The following is an 18,796-nucleotide window of genomic DNA, read 5'->3' as shown; positions in this document are numbered from 1 at the left end:
GGACAGTACCGTCAGACGCGTGAACTCCGCCCGAACTCCCGCCCTCCCGAAGCTCGCCGCGTACACCACGCTGCGCCTCGGCGGTCCGGCCCGCCGGTTCGTCAGCGCCGTGACCAGCGAAGACCTCGTCGCGGCGGTCCGCGAGGCGGACGCGGCGGGCGAGCCGGTGCTGCTGCTCGGCGGCGGCTCCAACCTGGTGGTCGGCGACGCGGGGTTCGACGGAACGCTCGTCGAGGTGGCGAACACCGGCTGGCGGCGCGAAGGCGGTGTCGTCGACGTCGAAGCCGGCCAGAACTGGGACGCGTTCGTCGCCGCGCTGGTCGACGCCGGGCTGGGCGGCCTCGAGTGCCTCTCCGGCATCCCGGGCAGCGTCGGGGCGACGCCGATCCAGAACGTCGGCGCGTACGGCTGCGAAGTCGCCGAGTCGATCGTCTCGCTGGAGCTGTACGACCGGCGGACGCGCGAAGTGCGCACGCTCAAGGCCGACGACCTCGGCTTCGCCTACCGCACCAGCGTCCTCAAGGGCACGGACACGGGCGTCGTGCTTTCGGTCCGCTTCGAGGTCCGCGAAGACGGCCTGTCCGCCCCGGTCCGGTACGCCGAGCTCGCGCGGACGCTCGGCGTCGAGATCGGCGCCCGCGTCCCGGCCGCCGATGCGCGCGAAGCCGTCCTGAAGCTGCGTCGCGGCAAGGGCATGGTGCTCGACCCGGACGACCACGACACGTGGAGCGCGGGCTCGTTCTTCACCAACCCGATCGTTCCGTCGGCAGAGGCGGAAGCGGTCCTCGAGCGCATCACCGACCTCGTCGGCACCGACGTCCCGCAGTACCCGGCGGACGGCGGCGTCAAGCTGTCGGCGGCCTGGCTGATCGAGCGCGCCGGCTTCGCCAAGGGGTACCCCGGCCCGGGGAACCGGGTCTCGCTGTCGACGAAGCACACCCTGGCGCTGACCAACCGCGGCGACGCGACGACGGAAGACCTGCTCGCGCTGGCCCGCGAGGTCCGCGACGGCGTCCACGAGCGCTTCGGGGTCCGGCTGCACCCGGAACCCCTGCTGATCAACTGCGTGATTTGAGCCGAACCGGGCAACCTGGACGTGTACAAGACGTCTTTGTCGACATAGGCGGCGCCACCTGATCGGATTCTTCACGTGCCGATCGGTAACGTCGGCTGGGCCACCAGCGCTAAAGGCGTGTGCCCGCTGGTCGCGGGGGATTTCGGGAGGTTTCTGGTGATCGAACGGCGTACGGTCTTCAAGGCCGCTCTCGCGGCGGGGGCCGCTCTGGTCGCCGCGGCGTGCTCGAGCCAGAACGACGGCAAGGCGCTGCCCACGGGCGCGGCGAACGCCGACGGCGAGGGCGGGGCGCAGCCCGTGGCGAAGATCACGGCCGAGCCCGCGGTCAACGCCAAGGACGTCTCGGTCCTCAAGCCCGTCGTGATCAAGGTCGCCGACGGCAAGCTCACCGAGTGCAAGGTCACCGCCGACGGCGGCAAGGACGTCAAGGGCGACACCGCACCCGACGGCCTCACGTGGACCAGCTCCGAGCCGCTCGGCTACGGCAAGACCTACAACTACACGGCCAAGGCCACCGGCTCCGACGGCAAGCCGGTCGAGCTCACCGGCACCTTCGCCACGATCACCCCGGCCAAGCAGGTCCGCGCCACCCTCAACCCGTCCGACAACCAGACGGTCGGCGTGGCCATGCCGATCAGCGTCAAGTTCGCGTCGCCGGTCAAGGACCGCGCGGCGGTCGAGAAGGCGCTCACCGTGAAGACGGACAAGGACGTCGAGGGTGCCTGGGGCTGGCTGTCCGACAGCCAGGTCGACTACCGGCCGAAGGAGTACTGGCCGCAGAACATCACCGTGAACGTCGAGGCGAAGCTGTACGGCGTCGAACTGGGCGGCGGCGCGTACGGCAAGGCCGACGTCACCACGAAGTTCAAGATCGGCCGCAACCAGGTGGTCAAGGTCAACACCCCGGACCACCAGATGCGCGTCTTCCACAACGGCTCGCAGGTCAAGAGCTACCCGTGCGCCAACGGCCTGGACGCCGAGGTCGACCGCAACACCCCGAACGGCACCTACATCATCATGAGCAAGGAGCCGACGGCCGTCTTCGACAACGCCCGCTACGGCTACACGAACGTCAACAAGAAGTGGGCCTGCCGCTTCTCCAACCACGGCGAGTACATCCACGAGAACCAGGACAACGCGGCCAACATCGGGAAGACGAACAACTCCCACGGCTGCGTCAACCTCCTCGAGGCCGACGCCAAGGACTTCTTCGACTCCGCGCTGGTCGGCGACCCGGTCGAGATCACGGGCTCCCAGCTGGGCGCGCCGATGGCCTCGGACGTCAAGGACTGGAACTACAGCTGGTCGGCCTGGAAGTCGCTGGGAGCGAAGTAGCCCGTGCGCACCGAAGTCGTCGGACACGGCGGGGTGCGGCTCGGCCTGCGGGTCGAGGGCGCCGAGAACAGCAGGCCGATCGTCTTCGTGCACGGCTGGGCGCAATCGGGCGCCTGCTGGGCCGCGCAGCTGGCCGACCCCGCCCTGACCGAGCGGTTCCGGCTGGTCGCGATGGACCTGCGCGGCCACGGCGCCTCCGACGTCCCGGCTTCGGGCTACGACGACCCGGTGGCCTGGGCCGACAACCTCGCCGCGGTGCTCGACTTCGCCGGCCCGGACGCGATCGTCGTCGCCTGGTCCTACGGCGGCCTGGTGCTGACCGACCACATCCGCGTGCACGGCACCGCACGCCTGCGCGGCCTCGTGCTGGTCGGCGCCATCACCGAAATCGGCCGCGACCGGCCGGGCGGCCGCGTCGGCGCGCTGATGCGCGAGCACATGCGGGCCATGCTTTCGGACGATCCGGACATCGCGGTCCCGGCGCTCACCGCGTTCAGCCGCGAGATGGTGGCCGGGCCGGTGCCCGGCGCGCAGGTCCAGGCCCTGCTCGGCGCTTCTCTGAGCGTGCCGCCCGCCGTCCGTTCGGCGCTGTTCCGCCGGGACGTCGGCAGCGAAGATGTGCTGGCCGGGATCGACAAACCGGCCCTGGTCGTGCACGGCACGGCCGACCGCGTGATCGAGCCGTCAGCGGCCGACCACGCGATCGGGAAGATTCCGGGGGCCGTCGGGCGTTGGTTCGCTGAAGGGGGCCATGCGCCCTTCGCCGAGTCCGCGGACGAGTTCGACGCGGTGCTGCGGCAGTTCGCCGAGGAATGCTGAACTACGCAGGAGACGTGACCAGGTGAGCAGCTCCATCCGGAGGTTCCGTGCTGAGCATTCTGGGGCCGAGCCCCAGACCCCAGCCGGGGGGCGAGCCCCCCTGGGCCCCCCAAGAGCGGCGGTCCCGCGCCGGATCGCGGTGCTGTCCGTGCACACTTCGCCGCTCGAGCAGCCGGGGACCGGCGACGCCGGCGGGATGAACGTCTACGTCAGCCAGACGGCGACCGAGATGGCTCGCCGCGGTGTCGAGGTCGAGGTGTTCACCCGCGCGACCGCGTCCGACCAGCCGCCGGTGGCCGAACTGGCGCCCGGCGTGACCGTGCGGCACGTGCAGGCGGGGCCGTTCGAGCCGCTGGGCCGCGACGAGCTGCCGGCGCAGCTGTGCGCGTTCACCTCCGGCGTGCTGCGGACCGAGGCCTTCCACGAGCCCGGCCACTACGACCTCATCCACTCGCACTACTGGCTGTCGGGCCAGGTCGGCTGGCTCGCCCGCGACCGGTGGTCCGTCCCGCTGGTGCACACCGCGCACACCCTGGCGAAGGTGAAGAACGCCGCCCTGGCCGAGGGCGACAAGCCCGAACCGCGCACCCGCGTGATCGGCGAGGAGCAGGTGGTCGCCGAGGCCGACCGGCTGGTCGCCAACACCGCGGTCGAGGCGCGCCAGCTCATCGACCTCTACGACGCCGAGCCGCACGCCGTGCACGCCGTGCCGCCGGGCGTCGACCTCGACCGGTTCACCCCGGGGTCCCAGCACGTCGCCCGCGCCGCGCTCGGCCTGGCCGACGACGACGTGGTGCTCGCCTTCGCCGGCCGCATCCAGCCGCTGAAGGCGCCGGACGTGCTCCTGCACGCCGCCGCGGCCCTGCTGCGCCGCCGCCCCGAGCTCACGCCGAAGCTGGTCGTGCTGGTCGTCGGCGGGCCGTCCGGCACCGGGCTCGAGCAGCCGCAGGCCCTGCGCGAGCTGGCCGTATCCCTCGGCATCGAGCGGCAGGTCCGCTTCCTGCCGCCGCAGCCGGGTGAGAAGCTCGCCCAGGTCTTCCGCGCCGCCGACGTCGTCGCGGTGCCCAGCTACAACGAGTCGTTCGGCCTGGTCGCGCTGGAGGCGCAGGCCTGCGGGACGCCGGTGGTCGCCGCCGAGGTCGGCGGGCTGCCGGTGGCGGTGCCGCACGGGGTCTCCGGGCTCCTGGTTCCCGGGCACGGCGCCGAGGAGTGGGCGGACGCGCTGGCCGCGGTCGCGCTGCGCCCCGACCGGCGCGCCGAGCTCGGCGCCAACGCCGTCGTGCACGCGCGGCGCTTCTCCTGGCGTCGCACGACGGACGCGCTGCTCGACATCTATGCTCAGGCGACCAGCGCCTTCACCCGCGCGCTGGACCTGCGCGCGGAGGTGGCGGTGTGAGCCTGGACGAGCTGATCCAGTCTACTTTGGACTCGGCCGAGCTGAAGTACGAGAAGCGCGGGCCGGGCAAGTACTTCGTCACGCTGCCGGGCACGAAGAAGCTGCAGACGAACGCGTGGCTGGTCGACGGCGACCACGCGTTTTCCGTGGAGGCCTTCGTCTGCCGCCGTCCCGATGAGTCCCATGAGGACGTTTACCGGTTCCTGTTGCAGCGCAACGCGAAGCTCTACGGCGTCCACTACACAGTGGACAGTCTCGGCGACATCTACCTCGTCGGCCGGTTCGGCAAGGACACGATGAGCGCCGACGAGCTCGACAAGGTGCTCGGCCAGGTGCTGGAAGCCGCCGACGGCGACTTCAACACGCTGCTCGAGATCGGCTTCGCGACGTCCATCAAGCGCGAGTGGGACTGGCGCGTCTCCCGCGGCGAGTCACTGGCGAACCTCCAGGCGTTCAAGCACCTCGTGGCGCCCGCGCAGCCGCACGAACCGGGCTTGACCGAGTCGTGACCCGGGCCGTGCAACGGCCCTGAACCGGACATCCGTCTCCTCGCCAGTCGAAACTGGAGGGAGACGCAGGATGCGGACTCGATGGAGAACCCTGCTCGCGGTCGCGGGCGTGGTGTTCGCGCTGGCCGGTTGCTCGGCGGAACAGGGCTCGGCACCGTCCTCGGCGGACAGTGCCGGCTCCGGGCCGTTCCCGGCCGGACCGCAGCAGGGCACGGGAAAACCGGCCGACCAGGGCAAGGGCTCGCAGGTGACGCCACCGCAGGCCGGCGCCGCTGACCGCAAGCTCTCGCGCAGCGCCCGGCTCGAGCTGACCGCCACCAAGGTCACCGACGTCGTCGCGCAGGCCAGGGAGATCGCGCAGGGCGCCGGGGGCTACACCGGTCAGGAGAGCACCGGCGACGAGCGGGCGACGCTCAGCCTCGCCGTGCCGGCGGACCGGCTCGACGGCGTGCTCGACCAGCTCTCGCACCTGGGCACGAGCCTGGTGAAGCGGGAGCTGAGCACCCAGGACGTGACCGAGCAGGTCATCGACGTCGACGCGCGGCTGGCGACGCAGCGGGCGTCGGTGGAGCGGATCCGCGCGTTGCTCGCGAAGGCGACTTCGGTGTCCGAGATCGCCTCGGTGGAGAGTGAGCTGACGAGCCGCGAGTCGGCCCTCGAATCGCTCGAACAGCAGCGGAACTCACTGGCGGGCAGCGTCGCGATGGCGACCGTGGGGATGACGATCCGGAGCGTGGCCGCACCCGCGCCCCCGTCGGAAGACCGCAGCGGCTTCCTCGGCGGGCTGGCCGCGGGCTGGGACGCGTTCCTCGTCTTCGGCGGCGGCCTGCTGACGGTGCTGGGCGCGATCGCGCCGTTCCTGCTGATCATCGCGCCGCTGGGCTGGCTCGCCTGGTGGCTGCACCGCCGCCGTCGCGCGGCGAGGCCGGACCCGGCCGAGAGCTGAGCGGAACAGGCGGGACGGCTCGAGGGAGGGGGGAGTCGCGATCTCGAGCCGCCCCGCTGAAGTTCCCGCCGATCAGGACCCGGTGACGAGGGGGGTGCCAACGGGGCCGGCGGGCCGCGGCTCGGCAGGGGGAGACGAGCCGCGGTCAAAGCCCGAATCCGGCCGGGGAGTGCGTGGAATCCGGCCGCTCGGGACGTAGTCAACCTGTCAGATCTCGACCTGTAATCACAAGACTACCCGGTAGTCCGTTCGAGTGAACTTTGCGAATGTCGATAACGGTGTGCAGTCCGTTGCCGCCGTTTTGCGCGTTGTTGGCAGCCGGACTTGTCGAAGAGTGAGGTGTTACCTGCGGGTAACACACTCTGGGTAGGACGGCCGGTGCGGCGGAGGTCACCGGTGGGCGCGGTGGTCCGTTCTGGCAGGCTGTGGCTCGGACGACACAGCGGCGCGGAGCGCCTCGTTTGAGGGTGGTGGAGGGGCAGGCATGGCCGAGATTGGGACGTTGGTGCTGCTGCGGCACGGGCAGAGCACGTGGAACGCGGAAAACCTGTTCACCGGCTGGGTGGACGTACCGCTTTCGGACCAGGGCGAGGGCGAGGCCCGCCAGGGCGGCCGGCTGCTGGCCGACGCCGGGCTCCTGCCGGACGTGGTGCACACCTCGCTGCTGCGGCGCGCGATCTCCACCGCGAACATCGCACTGGACGCGGCCGACCGGCACTGGATCCCGGTGAAGCGCGACTGGCGCCTCAACGAGCGCCACTACGGCGCGCTGCAGGGCAAGAACAAGAAGCAGACCCTCGACGAGTTCGGCGAGGAGCAGTTCATGCTCTGGCGCCGCTCGTACGACACGCCGCCGCCGGAGATCGACCCGAAGGACGAGTGGAGCCAGGCGGGCGACGCCCGGTACGCGAACCTCGGCGACGACGCGCCGCTGACCGAGTGCCTCAAGGACGTCGTCGAGCGGCTGCTGCCGTACTGGGAGTCCGAGATCGTGCCGGACCTGCGCGCCGGCAAGACCGTGCTGGTCGCCGCGCACGGCAACTCGCTGCGCGCGCTGGTCAAGCACCTCGACGGCATCTCCGACGCCGACATCGCGGGCCTGAACATCCCGACCGGCATCCCCCTGCGCTACGACCTCACCGACGACCTCCAGCCGGTGAAGCCGGGTGGCGAGTACCTCGACCCCGACGCCGCCAAGGAAGCCGCCGCCGCGGTGGCGAACCAGGGCCGCTGACGCAGGTCCGTGAAGGCTCCTCACCGGCTCCGGATGCCGGTGAGGGGCCTTCACGGCTTTCAGGCGCCGCTGATCACCCGGAAGCCGGTCGCCTTCCAGCCCGCCGCCGCGCGGACCACTTCGAGCTCGGCGGTGAAGGGCTGGTCGGTCACCTCACCCGCGGTGTTGGTGACGTGCAGCACCGTGAAGAACAGCACGTTCGCCCGCCCGCCGGCGAGCGCGGTCACGCCGGCCACCGGGTTCGCCCCGAGGGTGACCCGCACGCCGCTCTTCTGGATCGCGTCGAGGTTGGCGCTCCGGTTCTTGAGGTAGTCCGTTCGCAACGGGTCGGCGGTCACCGCTTCGGCCCGCGCGAACGAGCCGGCGGGGTCGGCGCTGTCGGCCGTGAACAGGGCGCCGGCGATCGTCCGGGCCCCGGCCACGGCCGCGTCGCGCAGGCCGGCCTGACTGCCGTCGTCCGGCTGCGGCGCCGGCGGCGGCTGCACGGGGCTCACCGCGATGTCGGAGATCTGCCAGCGTCCATCGGCCTTCAGCGCGGTGAACGCCACCGTGGCCAGGCCCTTCGTGGCCCCGCTGGTCTGCTCCAGCACGGCCAGCTCGCGGACCCGGTTCCCGGTGAGCTCCAGCGCGGCCGACTGCCGGACGAGCGTGGTCAGGTGCACCGCCTGCGGGGTCTTCTTGATCTGCTCGAACAACTTCGCGAGCTGCTGCTTCGCGTCTCCGGTGAGGTTCGCGCCGACGGCCTGGTCGTGCGCGGCGGGGCTCGTGGACTCGTAGCTGAAGACGGCTTCCGCCGCGACCTTCACGGCGGCGAGCGCGGCGGCCGTGCCGGGCCCGTCGACCACCGCGAGGTTGGCCGCGCCGGGCACCGGCTGCGCCGTGCCGGAGACCGTGCACGCCGACGTCACCAGCACCAGGGCCAGCAGTGCTCGCCTCACAGCAGCCCGGCTTCGCGGGCCCGGGCCCCGGCCTGGAACCGGGACGAGGCGCCGAGGACCTCCATCAGCTCCGCCACCCGCCTCCGGTACGTGCGCAGGCCGACGCCGAGGGTGCGGGCCGCCGTCTCGTCCTTGCAGCCGGACGCCAGCTGCTCCAGGATCTCCCGCGCGCCCAGCTCGGTGAACTTCGCCTGGTAGGACTCCAGATCGGTGGCGCCGGCCCAGGCCGCCTCGAACAGCGACCGGATGCCCTGGACGAGGTCCGGGCTGCTGATCACCGTGTACCCGCGGACGCCGCCGACGGTTTCGCCGGCCACGATCGCGATGCGGCGGTCGAGCAGGATCGTCTCGTTGATCTCGCGCTCGGTGATCCGGATCCGGGCGCCGTTGCCGGCCATGAACCGCAGGTGCTCGGCCAGCGCCGGGTCGAACAGCACGCCCGGCAGGTACATCTTGCGCACGGTCATCCCGCGCACCGATTCCTCGCGCGCGGACGCCGCGGGGTGCGCCACCGACCACGTGTGCAGGTCGCGGGCCGCGCACGACACCTCCGTCGCCGCGGCGAACAGGTGCGCCGTCCGCTCGAACAATTCGGCCTCGCCGCGCACCATGACGACGTCGGTCACCTTCTCCACGTATTCCAGTGTGGCAGCAAAGTGCCATTTCCGGCGGCGCGCGGTCCGGATGCCGAGGCTGGAGGCATGACCACCACGAACACCCTCCCCGCCGCCGCGGCGGGCACCTGGAAACTCGGCCCCTTCGAAGTCAACCGGCTCGGCTACGGCGCCATGCGCCTGATGTCCACTTCGGACGGGGGCGTCCGCGACCGCGAGACGTCGATCGCCGTGCTGCGCCGCGCCGTCGAACTCGGTGTCAACCACATCGACACGGCCGCGTTCTACTTCGCCGGCCCCCGCTCGGCGAACGAGCTGATCAACCGGGCCCTCGCGCCGTACGACGACCTGGTGCTCACCACCAAGGTCGGGCCGGGCCGCGACTTCACCGGCGCGTTCTACACCGCCCGGCCGGACCAGCTGCGGGACCAGGTCGAAGAGAACCTCCGCGAGCTGGGTCTGGACCACCTCGACGTCGTCAACTACCGGATCGGCCAGAGCCTCGACCGCGGCGAGGGTTCGCTCGCCGAGGGCTTCGGCGCGCTCGCCGAGCTGCGCGAAGCGGGGATGATCCGCGAGCTGGGCATTTCCAACGTCGGCCCGGAGCACCTCACGGAGGCGCTGGAGATCGCGCCGGTCGTCTGCGTCCAGAACCAGTACGGCCTGACCGCGCGCCGCGAGGACGACGAAATCGTCCGGATGTGCGCCGAGCGCGGGATCGCTTTCGTGCCGTTCTTCGCCGTCGCGAGCGGGGCGGGGGAGGACGCGCGGGTCGCCGAGGTCGCCCGCCGGCACGACGCCACCCCCGCGCAGGTGCGCCTCGCCTGGACCCTCCACCAGGGACCGCACGTGCTCGCCATCCCCGGCACCGGGGACGTCGCGCACCTCGAGCAGAACGTCGCCGCGGCGGCGCTGGAGCTCACCGTCGAGGACCTGAAGTCCCTCGACGGAGAAGGGTGATTCACCCGGAAGGTCTCGCTCGGGAATCGGCCGGGTGAACGACGGCTGACACCCCGGCGAACATGTCCTCCTCAGGTGTCGCGGTGCTCACGACAAGGCGGACAACGCTAGGCCGAAAGCCCACATCACAGCTTACGATCGGCCTGTGACCACGCCTGTTTCACTCGCACTGGCCATCGGAGCACTGGTGGCCGGTGCGGTGGCCGGTTACTTCGTCGCCCGGGCGCGGACCCGGCACGAAGCAGCCCGGCCGCCGGGCCCGACCGTCGCGGAACTCCTCGAACGGCTGGTCCGGTCGTCGAACAACGGCGTCGTCGTGCTCAACAGGTTCGGCGACATGCTCCTGCACAACCCGCGGGCCTACGAGCTGGGGCTGGTCAAGGTCAACCAGGCCGACCCGCGGGCCCGCAAGGCCGCCGAGCAGGTTGTCGAAACCGACGAGGCCCTGGAGATCGACCTCTCGCCGCTGGAGGCGCGCGGCCGCCAGCCGGAGGCGGTGCTCGGCCAGGTCCGGCCCCTCGGCGACGGCTTCACCGTCGTCGAGGCCGTCGACCACTCCGAGGCCATCCGGCTGGAGGCCGTCCGCCGCGACTTCGTCGCCAACGTCAGCCACGAGCTCAAGACCCCGGTCGGCGCGATCGCGCTGCTCACCGAGGCCGTCCTCGACGCCGCGGAGGACGTCGAGGAGGTCCGCCGCTTCGGCGGCAAGATCCTGCGCGAGTCCACGCGGCTCGGCCAGCTCGTCACCGAGCTGATCGCGCTGTCGCGGCTGCAGGGCGCCGAACGGCTGCCCGACCTCAACGTCGTCGAGGTCGACGCGGTCGTCCGCGAGGCGCTCGGCCGCACCACGCTGTCGGCCGAGTCCGCCGACATCAGCGTCACCACCGACACGGCCAGCGGCCTGCTCGTCGAGGGCGACCGCACGTTGCTGGTCACCGCGCTGTCGAACCTGCTGGAGAACGCCGTGGCGTACTCGCCGGCCGGCAGCCCGGTCTCGATCAGCAGGCGGCTCGCCGACGGGATGGTCGAGATCGCCGTCACCGACCGCGGCATCGGCATCGCCGAGGACGAGCAGCAGCGCGTGTTCGAGCGCTTCTACCGAGCCGACAAGGCCCGCTCCCGGGCCACCGGCGGCACCGGGCTGGGCCTGGCGATCGTCAAGCACGTCGCGGCCAACCACGGCGGCTCGGTCGGGCTGTGGAGCCGTCCGGGCACCGGTTCGACGTTCACGCTGCGCATCCCCGCGCACGTGCGGTCCGAGCCCGCCCCCGAGCCGGTGAAGGCCGGCAAGCAGACCTCGCCGGCACCTCGGCAGGAGAAGACCCCCGAGCGCACCCCGAGGCTCGTGGTTACCGGGCAGGACAGCCCAGATCATGGAGGAAACCTGTGACCAGGGTTCTCATCGTCGAGGACGAGGAGTCGTTCGCCGACCCCCTCGCCTTCCTGCTGCGCAAGGAAGGGTTCACCGCGGCCGTGGCCGGCACCGGCCAGGCCGCGCTGGAGGAGTTCGACCGCAACGGTGCCGACATCGTGCTGCTCGACCTCATGCTGCCCGGGATGAGCGGCACCGACGTCTGCAAGCAGCTGCGCCAGCGCTCCGCCGTGCCGGTGATCATGGTGACCGCGCGCGACAGCGAAATCGACAAGGTTGTCGGCCTCGAACTCGGCGCGGACGACTACGTCACCAAGCCGTATTCGGCGCGGGAGCTCATCGCGCGGGTCCGCGCGGTGCTGCGCCGCGGCGGCGAGCCGGGCTCGGACGGCGAGCTGGCCCCGCTGGTGCTCTCGGCCGGTCCGGTGCGGATGGACGTCGAGCGGCACGTGGTCACTGTGGACGGCGCCGAGGTGTCGCTCCCGCTCAAGGAGTTCGACCTCCTCGAGTACCTGCTCCGCAACGTCGGCCGGGTGCTCACCCGCGGCCAGCTCATCGACCGGGTGTGGGGCGCGGACTACGTCGGCGACACCAAGACGCTCGACGTCCACGTGAAGCGGCTGCGCTCGAAGATCGAACCGGACCCGGGCTCGCCGCGGCACCTCGTGACCGTGCGGGGCCTGGGCTACAAGTTCGAGACGTAGGTCCCCTTTGCGGTGGTACGGCCCCTGCGCGCGTTCCTCGGAGGCGCGCCGGGGCGGTACCGCACCGAGTGTTGTTGGTTACATGTTCGAGACCTGCCGCTGAGCCCGGTACCCTGGACCCCCGTGCGCCTAGGGGTACTCGACGTCGGTTCCAACACCGTCCACCTGCTCGTGGTCGACGCCCACCGTGGCGCCCACCCGACCCCGATGCATTCCGAAAAGTCCGTGCTCCGCCTGGCCGAGCAGATCACCCCCGGTGGGGAGCTCAGCAAGGCCGGCGCCGACGAGCTCGTGACCGCGGTCGAATCCGCGAAGGAAGCCGCCGCCCGGCTCGGCTGCGAAGAAGTGATGGCGTTCGCGACCTCCGCGGTCCGGGAGGCGAAGAACTCCGCCAAGGTGCTGGCCCGCGTGGCCGACAAGACCGGCGTCGACCTGCAGGTGCTCTCCGGCACCGACGAGGCCCGGCTGACCTTCCTCGCCGTCCGCCGCTGGTACGGCTGGTCGGCGGGGCAGCTGCTGGTGCTCGACATCGGCGGCGGCTCGCTGGAGATCGCGATGGGCCGCGACGAAGAGCCCGTGCTGGCCGAATCCCTGCCGCTGGGCGCCGGCCGCACGACGCGCACCCGCTTCCGGCACGACCCGCCGACGCGCTCGGAGCTGGTCGCGACGTCGGCGTGGCTGGACGACCAGCTCACCGAGCTCGCGCGGAAGGTCACCAAATGGGGTGAACCGGACCGCGTCGTGGCGACGTCGAAGACGTTCCGCTCCCTCGCCCGGCTGACCGGCGCCGCCCCCTCGGCGGCGGGCCCCCGCGTGCGACGTACGCTCACGGACACGGCATTGCGCCAGCTCCTGGCCTTCATCTCGCGGATGCCGTCGGCCGATCTCGCGCAGCTGGAGGGCGTCAGCTCGAGCCGATCGCACCAGCTGGTGGCGGGCGCGCTCGTCGCGCAGGCCACGATGCGGGCGCTCGGATTGCCGGAACTCGAGATCTGCCCGTGGGCTCTGCGAGAGGGTGTCATCCTGCGGCGGCTGGACCATTCCAACGGCGCGGATGAGACTGGAGCCGCTCTCGTGGCGCGCTTCGGCGCACAGGAGGACCGGTGAAAGCACGCGGCTGGACTTCGGAGACAGAAGACGGGCACGGTGGAGAGATGACGGACATGCAAAGGTCGGTGTACAGCGCGCGCGGCGCCGCCGGTGTGCCGTCGGGTACCGCTTCGCCGAGTGCCGAGGACCCGGAGCGCGCAGGGGATTACCAGGTATGACGGACCAGACCGGAGGCGACCAGCCGCAGAAGACCGTGGCTGAGCTGCTCGCCCAGCACGGTGCCCAGGTCGACGGCACCCGCCGTCGCCGTCGGCGTGCGGCCGAGGACGACGACGAGCCCGGCACCCCCGAGCCCACCGGCACGACCGGCACGCACCGGCGGCCGGGCGTGAGCGACACCGGACCGCAGGCGATCATCGACCGGGTGGCCGCCGAAGGCGCACCGCCCCCGCCGGCCCCGCCCGCGCGGCCCGCCGGACGGCGCCGCGCCGAGCCGTCGTCCCCGCCACCGCCCGCGCCCCGCGCGGTCCCGCAGGACTCCCAGCCCCTGCCGCGGCCGGTGCCGCCGCCCCCGGCGCGGCCCGCGCCCGGTGGGGCCGAGTCCGGCCAGTACGCGCGCCCGGTGCCGCAGGAGTCGGGCCAGTTCGCCCGGCCGCCCCAGGAGTCCGGGCAGTTCGCGCGCCCGCCGGAGCCGCCGCCCGCGCCGCCGCGGCCGCAGGAGTCGGGGCCGCTGCCGGTGCCGCCGCGCGCCGCGCCCCGGCGCCAGCCGCCGCCCCCGCCTTCGCAGCAGCTGCCGGTCCCGCCGCCGCCGGCGGCCGAGGAGACCCGTGCGGCCGTCCCGCCGGTCCGGCGCCGCCCGGCGCCGCCGCAGCCTTCGCAGCAGCTGCCCACCCCGCCGCCGCCCCAGCCGTCGCAGCAGCTGCCGGTGCCGCCGCCCGCCGGACCGCTGTCGGCCCGGCTCGACGGCCTGAACGGCACCCCCGACGCCGACATCGACGTGCCGCCGGGTCCGATGGCCAGCGGCACCTTCGCGACGCCACCGGCCGCGCCCGGCCGTCCGCGGCGAGCGCCGTCGCGCCGTCCGGAGCCGAAGCCCGAGGCGCACACCGAGCAGTTCTCCGCCGTCCACGACGAGGAGCCGCCGCCGGTCAAGCCGAAGCCGAAGAAGGGCGGGCCGCCCGAGTCGCCCGCCGGGCTGGCGAACTGGCGCAAGCGCCGCCAGAAGGAGCAGCTGGAGGACACCGAGATCGGCGTCATGCCGGTGGTGCCCACCGACACCCCGGACGACGGCTACCCCGAGGACGACTTCGAGCCCGACGGCTTCGCCCCGGAGTCCAGCGGCTACCAGGCCGCCTACGACGCGGGCCCGCCGACCGGCACGTACCCGCCGCCGATGCCGTTCGCGCCCGGCGACCGCGCCGCGCGGACGCCGATCCCGGACGACCTCGAGCCCTACGAGCGCGAGTTCGCCGACGGCTACCCGCCGGACGGCCCGGACTTCGAGCAGGACGAGTACGGCTACGAGCAGGGCGAAGGCTACGAAGACGACGAGTACGAGGACGCGCCGGAGCCGGCCGCGGAGCCGGTGCCCGCGGGCTCACCCGGCAAGCAGTGGCTGGCGCTGGCCGGCCAGCTGGCGATGGGCGTCGTCGGCGGTGCCGCCGTCTGGCTCGGCTTCAACTGGCTCTGGGTGAACATCCCGGCCGCCGCGCTGATCGCGGCGCTGCTCGTGGTCGTCGCGCTGGTCTGGATCGTCCGGAAGATCCGCCGGGCCGAGGACCTGCAGACCACGGTGCTGGCGGTGCTGGTCGGCCTGGTCGTGACGGTGTCCCCGGCGGCCTTGCTGCTCGTCGGCCGCTGACGCCCGAAGGGGACACCGTAGGACCCCGAGGTTTTCGCGAGCGCGTAGCGCGGCGAAGGCCCCGGGGCGCGTCCGGTGCGGGCGAGCACCGAGATCCGGGTCCCCTTCGGCGCACGCCGCTGCTCCGCACCCTCGGTGACGAGGCAGGATGGCGCGCGTGAGAGACGAAAAGCCGGTCCCGGTCGGCCTGAGCACGGCGTCCGTGTGGCCCCTGCGCGCCGGCACGGCCTTCGAGCTCGCCGCCGAACTCGGCTACGACGGCGTCGAGGTGATGGTCTGGGCCGACCCGGTCAGCCAGGACATCACCGCGCTGCGCCGCTGGTCGCGCCGGACCGGGGTGCCCGTGCTGTCGATCCACTCGCCGTCGCTGCTGATCACGCAGCGGATCTGGTCGCCGGACCCGGTGGTGCGGCTGCGGATGTCGGTCGACGCCGCCCACGAGCTCGGGGCGCGCACGGTCGTGGTGCACCCGCCGTTCCGCTGGCAACGCCGGTACGGCGACGCGTTCGGCGATCTCGTCGACGAACTGGAAGAGTCCAGCGGGATCGAAATCGCCGTCGAGAACATGTTCAAGGTCCGCCCGCCGGGCGGTTCCCGGAATTCCCGGGTGTCCGCGTTCCGGCCTTCGATCGACCCGACGGACGTCGGTTTCCGGCACTACACGCTCGACCTGTCCCACACAGCGGCAGCCGGGATGGACGCGCTGGCGCTGGCGGAGCGGATGGGGGAGGGTCTCACACACCTCCATCTGGCGGACGGCACCGGCGTCCCGAAGGACGAACACCTGGTGCCCGGACGGGGTGATCAGCCTTGCGCCGCGGTGCTCGAAAAGCTGGTCAGCAGCGGTTTCGCCGGGCAGATCGTGCTGGAGATCAACACCCGGCACGCCGTCAACGCCGCCCAGCGGGTCCGCGATTTGGCCGAGGCCCTCCTGTTCGCGCGATTCCACCTCGGGCAATAAGTGCGCACGTTCGGGCGGGACACGACTGGTCCCGTCTCCATTTCCGCCGGTGAAACCCGTAAAGTTCCGACTGTGAACCCGTTGCGCTCGTTGATCTCCGCCGTTTCCGGTCAGGACCCCAATTCCCCGATCGGGACGGGTGCGGACGGGACCGCGCGTTCGTGAGCGGAATGGACGGCACCACCGTGTCCTTCGACACGGCGAGTGCGGCGCGGTCGCTGGGGGACGGCACCTTCACCGCGGTGCTGCGTGCGGAATGGGCCATCGGCTCGCACCCGCACGGGGGTTTCCTGCTGGCCCTGCTGGCCAAGGCGGCGATCGCCGCGCTGCACGAACGCGGTGAGCCGCACGCCGAGCCGCTGGTGGTCAGCGCGGAGTTCCTGCACGCGCCCGCGCTCGGCCCGGTGCTGCTGCGCACGGACGTCCGGAAGGTCGGCCGCCGCGCGACGGTGGTCGAGGTCCGGCTGGAACAGCGTGGCCGCAGCTGCGTCGAGGCCAGGGTGACGACCGGCCGGCTGCCGATGCGGCGCCCGGAGTGGACGGACGTGCCGTCGATGCCCGCCGAGCCGTCCCCCGGCGCGCTCGCGATGGCCGAGAGCACGGAAGGCCCGTTCAACCTGGCGAAGGGCTGCGAAGTCCGCCTCGACCCGGCGACCGCGGGCTACCTGGCGGGCCGCACGGGCGAGCCACCCCGGATGCGGCTGTGGGTCCGGCCGCGCCACGGGCTGGTGGATCCGTACTTCACGCTGCTGGCGTCCGACGTGAACCCCCCGGTGGTGATGAACCTCGGCCGGATCGGCTGGGCACCGACGGTCCAGTTGACGGCGTTGCTGCGGACCCGCCCGGCCCCGGGCTGGTTGCGGGTGGTGGTGGAGTCCCGCTCGGTCCACGAGTCGTGGTTCGACTCGGACGCCACGGTGGTGGACTCCCAGGGCCGGCTGGTGTGCCAGGCCCGGCAGCTGGGTCTCGCCCCGGCACCAGGCGGCTGAGGTCCGGCGCTGGTGGCTGGGCGCGGGCCGCGTGTCGCGCGGCCGCCGCTGCGGCCTCGGCCGGGCTGCCGGGTGCGGCCGGCTGGGCCGCTGAGCCCGGGCGGTCGTCTGATCCCTGCCGGGCCTGGCAGCTGGGGCTCGCCCCGGCACCAGGCGGCTGAGCGGCGTTTGGCACGCTTTACGGCATGACGGTCATCGCGGTGCTGGGTGCGGGCAAGATCGGCGAAGCGTTGCTCTCGGGGCTGCTGCACGGCGGCCACCAGGCGGGCGACCTCCTCTTCACCGAGCGGTACCCGGCGCGCGTCGAGGAGCTGACCACGCGCTACGGCATCCGCGGCGTCGAGGTCGAGGAAGCGGCCAAGCGGGCCGATGTCCTGGTCGTCGCCGTGAAGCCGCAGGACATCGAGCCCGTGCTCGATGAGCTGGCGCCGCTGCTCGGCCCGAACTCGCTCGTCGTCTCGCTGTGCGCGGGGCTGCCGACGTCGCTGTACGAGCGGCGGCTGGCCGAGGGCGTTCCCGTCGTCCGGGTCATGCCGAACACGCCCATGCTGGTCAACGAGGCCATGAGCGCCATCTCCGCCGGCAAGCACGCCACCGCGGAGCACCTGGCCGTGGTCAAGGACCTGCTCTCCCACGTCGGCCAGGTCGTCGAGGTGCCGGAAGCGCAGCAGGACGCCGTCACGGCGTTGTCCGGCTCCGGCCCGGCGTACTTCTTCTACCTGGTCGAGGCCATGATCGACGCCGGGATCCTGCTGGGCCTGCCGCGGGCGCTGGCCGGGCAGCTGATCATCCAGTCGGCCGTCGGGGCGGCGAAGATGCTCGCCGAGTCGGAGGAGCACCCGGTGCTGCTGCGCGAGGCCGTGACGTCGCCCGCCGGGACGACCATCAACGCCATCCGCGAGCTGGAGAAGCACGGCGTCCGCGCGGCGATGCTGGCGGCCATCGAGGCCGCCAAGGACCGGTCCGTGGAGCTGGGCAAGGCTCACGAAGGCTGACGCGGCCGCCAGCCCGCCGCCCAGGCGTCCAGCTGGACCAGCGTCCCGAACAACGAACGGCCCTGGTCGGTGAGCGAGTAGCCCTCGGCGTGCTCGACCAGGTCCGCTTCGCCCAGTTCGCGCAGCCGGGTGGCCAGCACGCTGGACGACACCCCGTCGCAGCGCTGCTGGAGCACGCGGAACGTCGGCGTCGCGTCGTCGCGCAGCTCCCAGAGGATCCGCAGCGTCCACCGCCTGCCGAGCAGGTCGAGCAGCGCCATGACCGGGCGGCCGGTCGTCGAGCCGCGGACGGGGCGGCCCGGGAGTGGGGTCATCGTGCTTTCCTTTCCGAAGCGCCGATGTTACCTTGCCCGGTATGCCTCTGAAATCGAAGCAGTCGCGGATCGTGCCCCTCGAGCCGCCGTTCGACGTCGAGGCGGCCGAGGCGCTCGACCGGCTCGGGCCGCCGATCGCGCTGTTCCGCGTCTGGGCCCGCCGCCCGGAGCTGGCCAGGGGTGTCGCGGACTGGGGCCGGTACTACTTCTCGCGGCAGTCGGCGCTGACCGTCCGGCAGCGTGAGCTGGTCATCGACCGGACGACCGCGCTGTGCGGCGCCGACTACGAGTGGGGCGTGCACCTCGCGACCTTCGCCGACAAGGCCGGGCTCGACGCCGTGCAGGTCCGCTCGCTCGCCGCCGGCAGCCCGGCCGACGAGTGCTGGGACGCGGGGGACCGCGCGGTGCTGACGGCCGTCGACGAACTGCACGCCACCCACGACCTCGCCGACGGGACCTGGGCGGACCTCGTCGCCGCCATCGGCGAGGACGGCGCCCTCGACCTGCTGCTCGTCTGCGGCTGGTACCACGCCGTCTCGTTCACCGTCCGGGCGCTGCGGCTGCCCCTCGAACCGGGCACCGAGCGCCCGGATTCGCCGTAATGGGCGATTCCGGAGGTCTTGCACGCCCGGGTGCTTGTGCGTTAGCGCTGGTAGGGGCCCATCTCGGTGACAGGCGTCGCATTAGTCCCACCAGTCCCGCTACTCTCGATAGAGCACGTGCG

At 72.4% G+C, this 18,796-nt stretch carries 19 protein-coding genes; 16 read left to right on the top strand and 3 right to left on the bottom strand.

The window, feature by feature from the left end:
• The first annotated feature begins 19 nt into the window (after positions 1-19).
• From ACH54P_RS27055 to ACH54P_RS27025, 7 genes are all read left to right on the top strand, one after another.
• Positions 20-1,075, top strand: a complete 1,056-nt coding sequence (locus tag ACH54P_RS27055) for a UDP-N-acetylmuramate dehydrogenase (protein WP_489906152.1) — start codon at positions 20-22, stop codon at positions 1,073-1,075.
• A 156-nt stretch (positions 1,076-1,231) separates the two neighbouring features.
• Complete coding sequence (locus ACH54P_RS27050; RefSeq protein ID WP_489906151.1) at positions 1,232-2,410, top strand: L,D-transpeptidase; 1,179 nt, start codon at positions 1,232-1,234, stop codon at positions 2,408-2,410.
• Positions 2,411-2,413: 3 nt separating this feature from the next.
• Positions 2,414-3,229, top strand: a complete 816-nt coding sequence (locus ACH54P_RS27045) for an alpha/beta fold hydrolase (RefSeq protein WP_489906150.1) — start codon at positions 2,414-2,416, stop codon at positions 3,227-3,229.
• Positions 3,230-3,329: 100 nt separating this feature from the next.
• Positions 3,330-4,625, top strand: coding sequence for a D-inositol-3-phosphate glycosyltransferase (gene mshA, locus ACH54P_RS27040; RefSeq protein WP_489916654.1), 1,296 nt, complete (start codon positions 3,330-3,332; stop codon positions 4,623-4,625).
• Positions 4,622-5,134, top strand: a complete 513-nt coding sequence (locus ACH54P_RS27035) for a type III secretion system chaperone family protein (protein WP_489906149.1) — start codon at positions 4,622-4,624, stop codon at positions 5,132-5,134. Before mshA ends, ACH54P_RS27035 begins: the two co-directional genes overlap by 4 nt.
• 70 nt (positions 5,135-5,204) lie before the next feature.
• On the top strand, positions 5,205-6,080 hold the full coding sequence (locus tag ACH54P_RS27030) for a DUF4349 domain-containing protein (RefSeq protein ID WP_489906148.1): 876 nt from the start codon (positions 5,205-5,207) through the stop codon (positions 6,078-6,080).
• A 484-nt stretch (positions 6,081-6,564) separates the two neighbouring features.
• A complete protein-coding gene (locus ACH54P_RS27025; RefSeq protein ID WP_489906147.1) occupies positions 6,565-7,314 on the top strand; it encodes a phosphoglyceromutase in 750 nt (249 codons plus the stop codon).
• 59 nt (positions 7,315-7,373) lie between these two features.
• Here ACH54P_RS27025 and ACH54P_RS27020 read toward each other — a convergent pair whose 3' ends face one another.
• Together ACH54P_RS27020 and ACH54P_RS27015 are read right to left on the bottom strand one after the other, a co-directional pair.
• Entirely contained in the window at positions 7,374-8,252 is an 879-nt protein-coding gene (locus tag ACH54P_RS27020; protein WP_489906146.1) for a hypothetical protein, read from the bottom strand.
• Positions 8,249-8,887 carry a DNA-binding response regulator gene (locus ACH54P_RS27015; protein WP_489906145.1) on the bottom strand — a complete coding sequence of 213 codons (639 nt, stop codon included), beginning with the start codon at positions 8,885-8,887 and terminating at the stop codon, positions 8,249-8,251. The genes ACH54P_RS27020 and ACH54P_RS27015 overlap by 4 nt, the downstream gene beginning before the upstream one ends.
• 66 nt (positions 8,888-8,953) lie before the next feature.
• On the opposite strand from ACH54P_RS27015, the gene ACH54P_RS27010 reads away from it, so the two are divergent.
• The 8 genes from ACH54P_RS27010 to proC all read left to right on the top strand — a co-directional run bounded on the left by ACH54P_RS27010 (position 8,954) and on the right by proC (position 17,758).
• On the top strand, positions 8,954-9,826 hold the full coding sequence (locus ACH54P_RS27010) for an oxidoreductase (protein ID WP_489906144.1): 873 nt from the start codon (positions 8,954-8,956) through the stop codon (positions 9,824-9,826).
• 145 nt (positions 9,827-9,971) lie between these two features.
• The gene (locus tag ACH54P_RS27005) at positions 9,972-11,216 is read left to right on the top strand and encodes a sensor histidine kinase (protein ID WP_489906143.1); all 1,245 of its coding nucleotides are present in this window, start codon (positions 9,972-9,974) and stop codon (positions 11,214-11,216) included.
• The gene (locus ACH54P_RS27000; protein WP_091303839.1) at positions 11,213-11,902 is read left to right on the top strand and encodes a response regulator transcription factor; all 690 of its coding nucleotides are present in this window, start codon (positions 11,213-11,215) and stop codon (positions 11,900-11,902) included. The genes ACH54P_RS27005 and ACH54P_RS27000 overlap by 4 nt, the downstream gene beginning before the upstream one ends.
• Positions 11,903-12,025: 123 nt before the next feature.
• A complete protein-coding gene (locus tag ACH54P_RS26995) occupies positions 12,026-13,009 on the top strand; it encodes a Ppx/GppA phosphatase family protein (protein ID WP_489906142.1) in 984 nt (327 codons plus the stop codon).
• A gap of 157 nt (positions 13,010-13,166) precedes the next feature.
• Complete coding sequence (locus ACH54P_RS26990) at positions 13,167-14,813, top strand: Rv0497 family membrane protein (protein WP_489906141.1); 1,647 nt, start codon at positions 13,167-13,169, stop codon at positions 14,811-14,813.
• Between the two features lie 148 nt (positions 14,814-14,961).
• Positions 14,962-15,774, top strand: a complete 813-nt coding sequence (locus tag ACH54P_RS26985; RefSeq protein WP_489906140.1) for a sugar phosphate isomerase/epimerase family protein — start codon at positions 14,962-14,964, stop codon at positions 15,772-15,774.
• 170 nt (positions 15,775-15,944) lie between these two features.
• Positions 15,945-16,763, top strand: a complete 819-nt coding sequence (locus ACH54P_RS26980; RefSeq protein ID WP_489906139.1) for a thioesterase family protein — start codon at positions 15,945-15,947, stop codon at positions 16,761-16,763.
• Between the two features lie 185 nt (positions 16,764-16,948).
• Entirely contained in the window at positions 16,949-17,758 is an 810-nt protein-coding gene (gene proC / locus ACH54P_RS26975; RefSeq protein WP_489906138.1) for a pyrroline-5-carboxylate reductase, read from the top strand.
• On the opposite strand, the gene ACH54P_RS26970 is transcribed toward proC, so the two are convergent.
• Entirely contained in the window at positions 17,746-18,072 is a 327-nt protein-coding gene (locus ACH54P_RS26970) for a winged helix-turn-helix transcriptional regulator (RefSeq protein ID WP_489906137.1), read from the bottom strand. The genes proC and ACH54P_RS26970 overlap by 13 nt on opposite strands.
• Positions 18,073-18,113: 41 nt before the next feature.
• Here ACH54P_RS26970 and ACH54P_RS26965 point away from each other — a divergent pair, with 41 nt between their 5' ends.
• Positions 18,114-18,674, top strand: coding sequence for a carboxymuconolactone decarboxylase family protein (locus ACH54P_RS26965; RefSeq protein ID WP_489906136.1), 561 nt, complete (start codon positions 18,114-18,116; stop codon positions 18,672-18,674).
• The last annotated feature ends 122 nt before the right edge of the window (positions 18,675-18,796 follow it).

Source organism: Amycolatopsis sp. N2S4-7 (assembly GCF_058119595.1).
This window is presented reverse-complemented; position numbering and strand designations above follow the sequence as displayed.